The organism is Microcoleus sp. bin38.metabat.b11b12b14.051, assembly GCF_013299165.1.
Classification (GTDB): domain Bacteria; phylum Cyanobacteriota; class Cyanobacteriia; order Cyanobacteriales; family Microcoleaceae; genus Microcoleus.
Genome location: NZ_JAAFKD010000041.1, coordinates 42,842 through 49,815 on the forward strand (window position 1 = coordinate 42,842; position 6,974 = coordinate 49,815).

The following is a 6,974-nucleotide window of genomic DNA, read 5'->3' on the forward strand; positions in this document are numbered from 1 at the left end:
ATTTGGAGAACAACCATGCAGCTTAAGACAAAACCTCAACTCGATGCACTCAACAAACAAGCACAATTTTCAGAAAAAAACATTATTCGTAATAAAAAAAACGATGGGGGATTCACTTTAGTGGAACTGATTATTTTGCTCGTGATAATTATAATTCTTGCTGCGATCGCCCTTCCTTCTTTTCTGGATTGTTCCCTGAAAGCGAGGCGGTTAGAAGGTAGGCAATATGTGGGTTCAATGAACCGCGCCCAACAAGCTAATTTTGCAGAAAAAGGTGTATTTTCTAATTCCCTTAATGACTTGGGGCTGGGCATTAAAACTCAGACAATCAACTATAACTATTCAATCAGCATTACAAAAAATGCTGCATTTAGTTATGCGGTATCCATCAGCAAAACCCATAATTTGCCTAGCTATGTCGGGGCGGTATTTATACTACCTGTTTCCCCAGCTAACAACGACAAGACTACTGTAGGCATTCTGTGTCAAGCAAATTCTCCTGGGAAGACCCAACTGCCTAATCCTATCCTTGACAATGATGGTTTTGTCTGCCCTGCTGGTAGTACAGAAGTGAGTAAGTAAATATAGACATTACCTGTCAACTGTCAACCCCTCGACTCCGCGGGCGGGCTCTTCTGTCAACTGTCAACCCCTCGACTCCGCGGGCGGGCTCTTCTGTCAACTGTCAACTGTCAATGATCATCTCATGTTACCAGAAATTGTCAAAGGGTTCATCATCTTAGCCTGCATCTTCATTCCCCTGGAAAGAATCTTTTCCTTGCACAAGCAAAAGATATTCCGTCTCGGATGGGCAACCGATGCTACCTATTTTTTTACTGGTCATTTTATTGGCAAGTCTGTTGCTATTGTTGCAACTGTAACTTTGTCAATGATGACTAATTTTCTCAACCCGGAATTGCAAAGCAAAGTAGCTTCTCAACCCGTCTGGTTGCAGTTTGTCGAAGTAGTTATCGTTTCCGATCTGGCATATTATATCGCTCACCGACTGCTGCATGAAGTACCCTGGCTTTGGCAATTTCATGCAGTCCATCACAGCATCGAACGTATGGACTGGTTGGCAGCAGTGCGGGTGCATCCCTGCGAGCAAGTTTTTACTCAGATTTGCAAAATTCTGCCTCTTTTCTGGTTGGGATTTACCAAGGAAAATTTGGTAGTTTATGGTCTTTATTCGGCGGCGATCGCATTTCTGATTCATGCTAATATTAATATCAGATTTGGTGTGCTAAAATGGTTCGTTGCTACTCCAGAATTTCATCAATGGCATCATACTAAAATTCCGGAGATTTATAACAAAAACTTTGCGGTTCAGTTGCCACTGTTAGATTTACTGTTTGGCACTCTCTATATGCCAGCAGGGAAAAGACCCCAAAAATATGGTATCTCCGATCGCATATCTGTTGGCTATCTCGGACAACTACTCTATCCGTTTCTAGGAACAATAAAAATGCTAAATGACAAATTCAAAAAAGATATGATTCGCTATTTACGCCCTTTGCGAGTATTTTCTGGTGTTTGCTTGATTACTGTTTGTACTCTTAGTGCATTTGCCTTAATTAATCACATGGATATTCCGACTTTTGCCGCTAGTTTGAATGCCAAAAAAGTAACCGTTGCCGAATTGCAGCAGGGTAAGTTAAAATCAGTGATTTTGATTGACGTGCGATCGCCCGAAGAGTACGCCGAAGATCGCATCGGTGAAAGTCCGCTGGTTCCCCTAATTGATATTGAGGCTGGATTCGGTGTCAAGCAAGTGCAGGCTATTGCTCGATCGAGTGTCAATTCCGATCGCACTCAGCCAACTATTGTACTTTATTGCGCGCGGGGCGGGCGATCGGTTAAAGCATATCAAAAATTGCAAAAAACTAATTTGAGTTTAGCTTTCCTCTCAGGCGGTATCACAGCGTGGCGGGAAGCTGTACGTGCTACACAAGATGCTCAAATATTAGCGCCAATTAGTCGATCGCTCCCACAGCCAGTCACTCGATTTTAGATTGGAGATTGGAGATTGGAGATTGGAGATTTACTTGCAGCGCCGTGAATCTGGGATATTCAACAGAAGCGTTGCCGGTTTGTAGTGCGGACTTCAGTCCGCTTTTATGTTGCGGACTAAAGTCGGTTTGTAGTGCGGACTTCAGTCCGCTTTTATGCTGCGGACTAAAGTCGGTTTGTAGTGCGGACTTCAGTCCGCTTTTATGCTGCGGACTCGCATTCCGCACTACGAACCTGACATGATATAAATGGTTAGTTAAAGGCAGAGCAGATAACAATGATAACTCAAAAATATCTATCAATAGAAAGGTGTATCCGGCTGACTGATTCGTTATCTTGAAATTAACTAGCCAAAATCTTCAGCAATCTACAACGGTTGGCTGTGGTGGTAGGCAGCACAATAATCTGAGTTAAGATAACTTGATTCCATGCAAAATACCGCAGACTTACTCCCAAAAATTGACTCGCCGACTCTTCCTAAAAATAAGCCGACACTCCCAAATTACGATGCAGCCGATCGCCAATTTGTCAATTTGCTAGAGATGGAAGATTTAGACAAGACGGTGGTGGCAAAACCGTTACTTGTCAGCGATTTGGAAAGCGCGATCGCCGTGGCGGTGCGATCGGCATACCAGCAACCGGAGGGCGATGAGGCCGCTCACCTGTTCTTGCAGCGCCTGCTGTACCGCATCAACCGCCTCAACTTGTTTTGGTACGACGACTTGCGCCGCTACAACAACGAACGATCGCACTATTTGCGTTCAGTGCGCGATCGCATCGAAGCACCCTGGCAGCAGTGGGAAATCGCCCAAATCGACGTTGCAGCGCTGCAAAACATTGAGGATGTCAAGCAAGCTCTGCGCGATCGCGCCGCAGCCGATGTCAATCCAGAACTCACCCAGATCGATCGCTACCTGCGGGAACAGATGACTGAAGGGGGATACAGACACCTGCTGGCGATCGCCTCCTTCGACGGTTTAGTGGAAGCCAGCCGCGTTTCTCGCATCATCGGCGGTGCCGGCAACGAAATTCAGTCAACGCTGACGCGGGTGCTGATCGAAGAATACGGCGGCGGTCGCTTAGCCCGGAAGCACTCGACTTATTTTGCCCAAATGCTGGCAGAATTCGGCATGAGTACGGAACCGGAAGCCTACTTCGATATAGTGCCTTGGCAAGTGCTCGCCAGCATCAACCACAATTTCTTGCTTACCGAGCGCAAGCGCCATTTTCTGCGCTACAACGGCGGACTTACTTATTTTGAGATCGCCGGGCCAGTGGCTTACCGCAATTATCTAGCCGCCGCGCAGCGTCTGGGCCTCTCGCAAGCTGCGATGGGTTACTGGGAACTCCACATCCGAGAAGATGAACGTCACGGGCGCTGGATGCTTGATGAGGTGGCGATCCCGCTGGCAGACAGATACCCGGATGAGGCCTGGGAATTGCTGTTGGGCTACGATCAGGAGAAGTCGATCGGCGATCGGGCTGGGTTGGCTGTAGTGCGATCGATCCAAGCGGCCACAATTAAAGGGCGATCGGGCGCGGGTGCGTAGGGTGCGTCAGTCACAAGCTTTGAGTCAACTCCAGCAGTTTGTGACTGACGCACCCTACCAACATCGATCCAAGCGGCCACAATTAAAGGGCGATCGGGCAGCTATCTCGCGCGGGTGCGTCAGTCACAAGCTTTGAGTCAACTCCAGCAGTTTGTGACTGACGCACCCTACCAACATCGATCCAAGCGGCCACAATTAAAGGGCGATCGGGCAGCTATCTCGCGCGGGTGCGTCAGTCACAAGCTTTGAGTCAACTCCAGCAGTTTGTGACTGACGCACCCTACCAACATCGATCCAAGCGGCCACAATTAAAGGGCGATCGGGCAGCTATCTCGCGCGGGTGCGTCAGTCACAAGCTTTGAGTCAACTCCAGCAGTTTGTGACTGACGCACCCTACCAACATCGATCCAAGCGGCCACAATTAAAGGGCGATCGGGCGCGGGTGCGTAGGGTGCGTCAGTCACAAGCTTTAACTCAGCTAAAACAGTTTGTGACTGACGCACCCTACTATCTACCAACGCTGTGTTTTACAGCGCAGTCAAGAGCTGAATTAGCTCGATCGACAAATCTCTTTGCGACTTTTGCTGCTTTTGAAACAACACTCCCGCCAGCAGATAGATATTTTCCGAATAAAAAGCCATGCCCTGTTTTCTGAGATTGGCGATCGTGCTTTTCACCTTCTGCTCCGAACTGTAATAGCCAAAAGTTAAAGGTGCCATCTCAAAATTCGCCACCGAGTAGCCTCGCTCCAAGGCATAATCAACCAATCCCACAGGATTAGAATAGCTCGAAACCATCAACAAAACTTGTTCGCAGTCCAAAGATAAAAGTTTCTTAGCAATGGTCGAGCCATCTGTCCCGCCGTGCAACAGCGGCTGATAAATCTTATCATCGGCAGCGGGTAAATAAGGCGGATTTGAGATTACACAATCTGCCGAATGGTATAAAGGCGAATCAAAAAAAGAGCAATTGTGAACAGTGTATTGTTGGCTCAGTTCGTATTGCTTAATTTGAGATTGAGCAATTTTCCAAGCTACATTATTCAGCTCAAATCCCTGGATTGTTCCGTCAAAATCACTTCTCAGCAAAGATTTAATAACTGGGCTGCCCTCTCCAGAACCAAACTCTACGAGCGATCGAGATTCGTCGCTGGCATTCAACACTAGACTTTCCAAGCAATGCGAGTAAAAATCTGATTCTTCCGGGCAGTGAAATACTTGTTTGAGAGGATGGGATGAAGTGAGCATAAATTCTGTAACAAGGTTTACTTTTTTCAAAGTATCTAATAAATAACAGTGCAGCCATCCGTCGCAAGAGCTATTTTATAAACTTCATAAATCTCTCTCTTATGGCTTTAGCTCTTGCCCTGGAACAAGTATCACTTCCGAGTTATAAAAAAAAACACGATATTAATCCAATTGACTGATTGCAATTCTAAAAATTGCTGGTGAGATAGGACATAAGCAAGTAATCATGAATTGAAATTTTGTAAAATATGAGTTTTTTTAATTGTTCAGTTCCGCCTCTGCGCCGCAAACAGCTTAACCCTGACATTCTGGAATTAGAAGGAATTTGGCACTTTGAATTTCCCCTAGGAAAAAAACGATCTTACTCAACATTTTATACTTGCCTAGATCGAGCTTGCCTAATGTGGGGCTTGCTGTTGATACCAATGTTTGGTACGGCACAATTTTTTCCGGTGAGTTGGATGTTGCAAGCAGCTTTGTGGTCTGTACTCAGCCTCGTAGGTACAGTGGCTATGGTTTGCTGGACGTACTGTTGGGTCAAAAAAGAACGCTTGACTTGGGTGCTTTACGGTTGGGTAATCCTGATGTTATTGGGATTGCTGCTGACTGACTTGGGCATTTTTTTGGGTTGGGGAAAAGTGTTGGCAAATCTCTGTCCGCTGTGGCTGGGAATGAGCGGACTCGGATATTTTTGGACTGGATTGGCCCTGCGATCGCGCGCGCTGTTAGCTGCCAGTTTTTTTCACCTGTTGGGAATTGCAATTTTGCCTTATACCAGCGGTTGGTCTTTCCTGTTTACGGGATTTGTCATGGTATTTAGCTTGCTGGTTTTAGCCCAATTGCAATGGGATATGCGCCGCCCGAGCGAGTACGTTACATTATAGCAGTGGACTGTTGACAGTTGACAGTTGCAGAGAAAGAAAATCAAACCGTTTCTGCTATGGGCGATCGGCTCTATTCATGAGGTTATTTATGTCCTCACCGCTGTGGCGATTGCTATAGCGGCTCAACCGCAGGATTTAGATATGGAACAGGGCAGAATCCGGCAGCTATAAACCTAACTTTTTATCAATTCATCAATACAATGATTGGTTTGTAGTGAGGACTTCAGTCCTCTGAAAATGCGGACTGAAGTCCTCACTACGAACCTTTATTACAGCGATCTAACATGACCGAGGTTATTTGAGCGGACACGATACAACTAATGACTGATGACTAATGACTGATGACTAATGCCTAATGCCTAATTGCCACCAGACTGTACAGATTTGCGAGTTTGGTTAGTATCATCGCCTTTGTGATGCCAGCCGCCGTCACCTTGAACATACTCAGATTTTACGCTGTTCCAAGCAACGCGAGTCGCAGCATCTTGGCTCATTCCATCTTCGCTAGCGCTCTTAAAAGCGGCTTGAAAAATATTCTGTGCTCCTTGAGGAAGTTGTTGTGCTTCTGAAGGTAAGCCGTCAAACTGTTGTTCTGGCATAATGACATCCAATTATTAAACACAATTTGAATGTTATCTACTCGAACCAACTATCTTCCTCTCTCTAAAAGCAAGTTTAAGATTGCAGATTTTTACTCCCTAAGATAGATGTAATATAAAAGATATTACGCTTACCAAAAGCTATTTTGGGACTCTTGGTGGTGGCGCCATATTTGGGGATTTACCTGCAAAAATAGCTATAAATCAGACTTGGGCTTTTTCACCTGGGAACTTAAAAAATATGTCTGTGCAGCGATTATTAAGGCGATGCTCACTCCCAGGGGAAGGATGTTTGGATCGCCCTTCCATCTGACTACCTCAGCGAGAAACAATACGCTCAATACGACGACGATCACGCTGGTGAGTTTGGTTTTGAGGTCGTCGATGCTATGAATTTCCAGCCAGTGCGGTACTTTAATCCGCTCGTCAATAAACAGCTCGTAAAGTCCGAGGGCTGTAATGTAAAATACTGTGGCTAGCAGAAACAAATCTACAACTTCTATAAACGACAGAATCAGTTGTTTCGAGTGCTCGCTGGTAACCTCTCCTGTACTTAGGGGCTTGCAATTAAATATAACCCCAGTTATACTAAAAGGGTTAGGAAACAAAAAATCTGACATCAGCAGTTGTGACTTGTGTGATTGAGATGGTAAAAATGATCTTGAGTGAACCAGTTAAATTGAC

The 6,974-nt window shown here is 45.7% G+C and carries 9 protein-coding genes; 5 read left to right on the forward strand and 4 right to left on the reverse strand.

Features of this window, described 5'->3' with window-relative positions; genetic code table 11:
* The first annotated feature begins 15 nt into the window (after positions 1-15).
* The 3 genes from QZW47_RS27560 (at position 16) to QZW47_RS27570 (ending at position 3,560) form a co-directional block, all read left to right on the forward strand.
* Positions 16-582: a type IV pilin-like G/H family protein gene (locus QZW47_RS27560; RefSeq protein WP_293134675.1), complete on the forward strand. Its 567-nt coding sequence runs from the start codon at positions 16-18 to the stop codon at positions 580-582.
* 124 nt (positions 583-706) lie between these two features.
* Positions 707-2,011: a sterol desaturase family protein gene (locus QZW47_RS27565; RefSeq protein ID WP_293134678.1), complete on the forward strand. Its 1,305-nt coding sequence runs from the start codon at positions 707-709 to the stop codon at positions 2,009-2,011.
* Positions 2,012-2,438: 427 nt separating this feature from the next.
* A complete protein-coding gene (locus QZW47_RS27570; RefSeq protein WP_293134681.1) occupies positions 2,439-3,560 on the forward strand; it encodes an iron-containing redox enzyme family protein in 1,122 nt (373 codons plus the stop codon).
* Positions 3,561-3,868: 308 nt separating this feature from the next.
* On the opposite strand, the gene QZW47_RS27575 is transcribed toward QZW47_RS27570, so the two are convergent.
* Together QZW47_RS27575 and QZW47_RS27580 are read right to left on the reverse strand one after the other, a co-directional pair.
* Positions 3,869-4,063, reverse strand: a complete 195-nt coding sequence (locus QZW47_RS27575; RefSeq protein ID WP_293134684.1) for a hypothetical protein — start codon at positions 4,061-4,063, stop codon at positions 3,869-3,871.
* A gap of 24 nt (positions 4,064-4,087) precedes the next feature.
* Entirely contained in the window at positions 4,088-4,807 is a 720-nt protein-coding gene (locus QZW47_RS27580; protein WP_293134687.1) for a methyltransferase, read from the reverse strand.
* 248 nt (positions 4,808-5,055) lie between these two features.
* Between QZW47_RS27580 and QZW47_RS27585 the strand changes: the two genes are divergently transcribed.
* Both QZW47_RS27585 and QZW47_RS27590 read left to right on the forward strand, forming a co-directional pair.
* A complete protein-coding gene (locus QZW47_RS27585) occupies positions 5,056-5,691 on the forward strand; it encodes a hypothetical protein (protein ID WP_293134690.1) in 636 nt (211 codons plus the stop codon).
* Between the two features lie 24 nt (positions 5,692-5,715).
* Positions 5,716-5,862 (forward strand): hypothetical protein, encoded by a 147-nt coding sequence (locus QZW47_RS27590; RefSeq protein WP_293134693.1) that lies wholly within the window; start codon positions 5,716-5,718, stop codon positions 5,860-5,862.
* Between the two features lie 188 nt (positions 5,863-6,050).
* Here QZW47_RS27590 and QZW47_RS27595 read toward each other — a convergent pair whose 3' ends face one another.
* Both QZW47_RS27595 and QZW47_RS27600 read right to left on the reverse strand, forming a co-directional pair.
* Positions 6,051-6,290: a ChaB family protein gene (locus tag QZW47_RS27595; RefSeq protein WP_293134696.1), complete on the reverse strand. Its 240-nt coding sequence runs from the start codon at positions 6,288-6,290 to the stop codon at positions 6,051-6,053.
* A 197-nt stretch (positions 6,291-6,487) separates the two neighbouring features.
* Complete coding sequence (locus tag QZW47_RS27600) at positions 6,488-6,910, reverse strand: YqhA family protein (RefSeq protein ID WP_293134698.1); 423 nt, start codon at positions 6,908-6,910, stop codon at positions 6,488-6,490.
* Between the last annotated feature and the right edge of the window lie 64 nt (positions 6,911-6,974).

Excerpts from the sequence above, each read along its gene's own strand:
- QZW47_RS27560 (WP_293134675.1), top strand. The coding sequence starts at position 16 with ATGCAGCTTAAGACAAAACCTCAACTCGATGCACTCAACAAACAAGCA.
- QZW47_RS27565 (WP_293134678.1), top strand. The coding sequence starts at position 707 with ATGTTACCAGAAATTGTCAAAGGGTTCATCATCTTAGCCTGCATCTTC.
- QZW47_RS27570 (WP_293134681.1), top strand. The coding sequence starts at position 2,439 with ATGCAAAATACCGCAGACTTACTCCCAAAAATTGACTCGCCGACTCTT.
- QZW47_RS27580 (WP_293134687.1), bottom strand. The coding sequence starts at position 4,807 with ATGCTCACTTCATCCCATCCTCTCAAACAAGTATTTCACTGCCCGGAA.
- QZW47_RS27585 (WP_293134690.1), top strand. The coding sequence starts at position 5,056 with ATGAGTTTTTTTAATTGTTCAGTTCCGCCTCTGCGCCGCAAACAGCTT.
- QZW47_RS27595 (WP_293134696.1), bottom strand. The coding sequence starts at position 6,290 with ATGCCAGAACAACAGTTTGACGGCTTACCTTCAGAAGCACAACAACTT.
- QZW47_RS27600 (WP_293134698.1), bottom strand. The coding sequence starts at position 6,910 with ATGTCAGATTTTTTGTTTCCTAACCCTTTTAGTATAACTGGGGTTATA.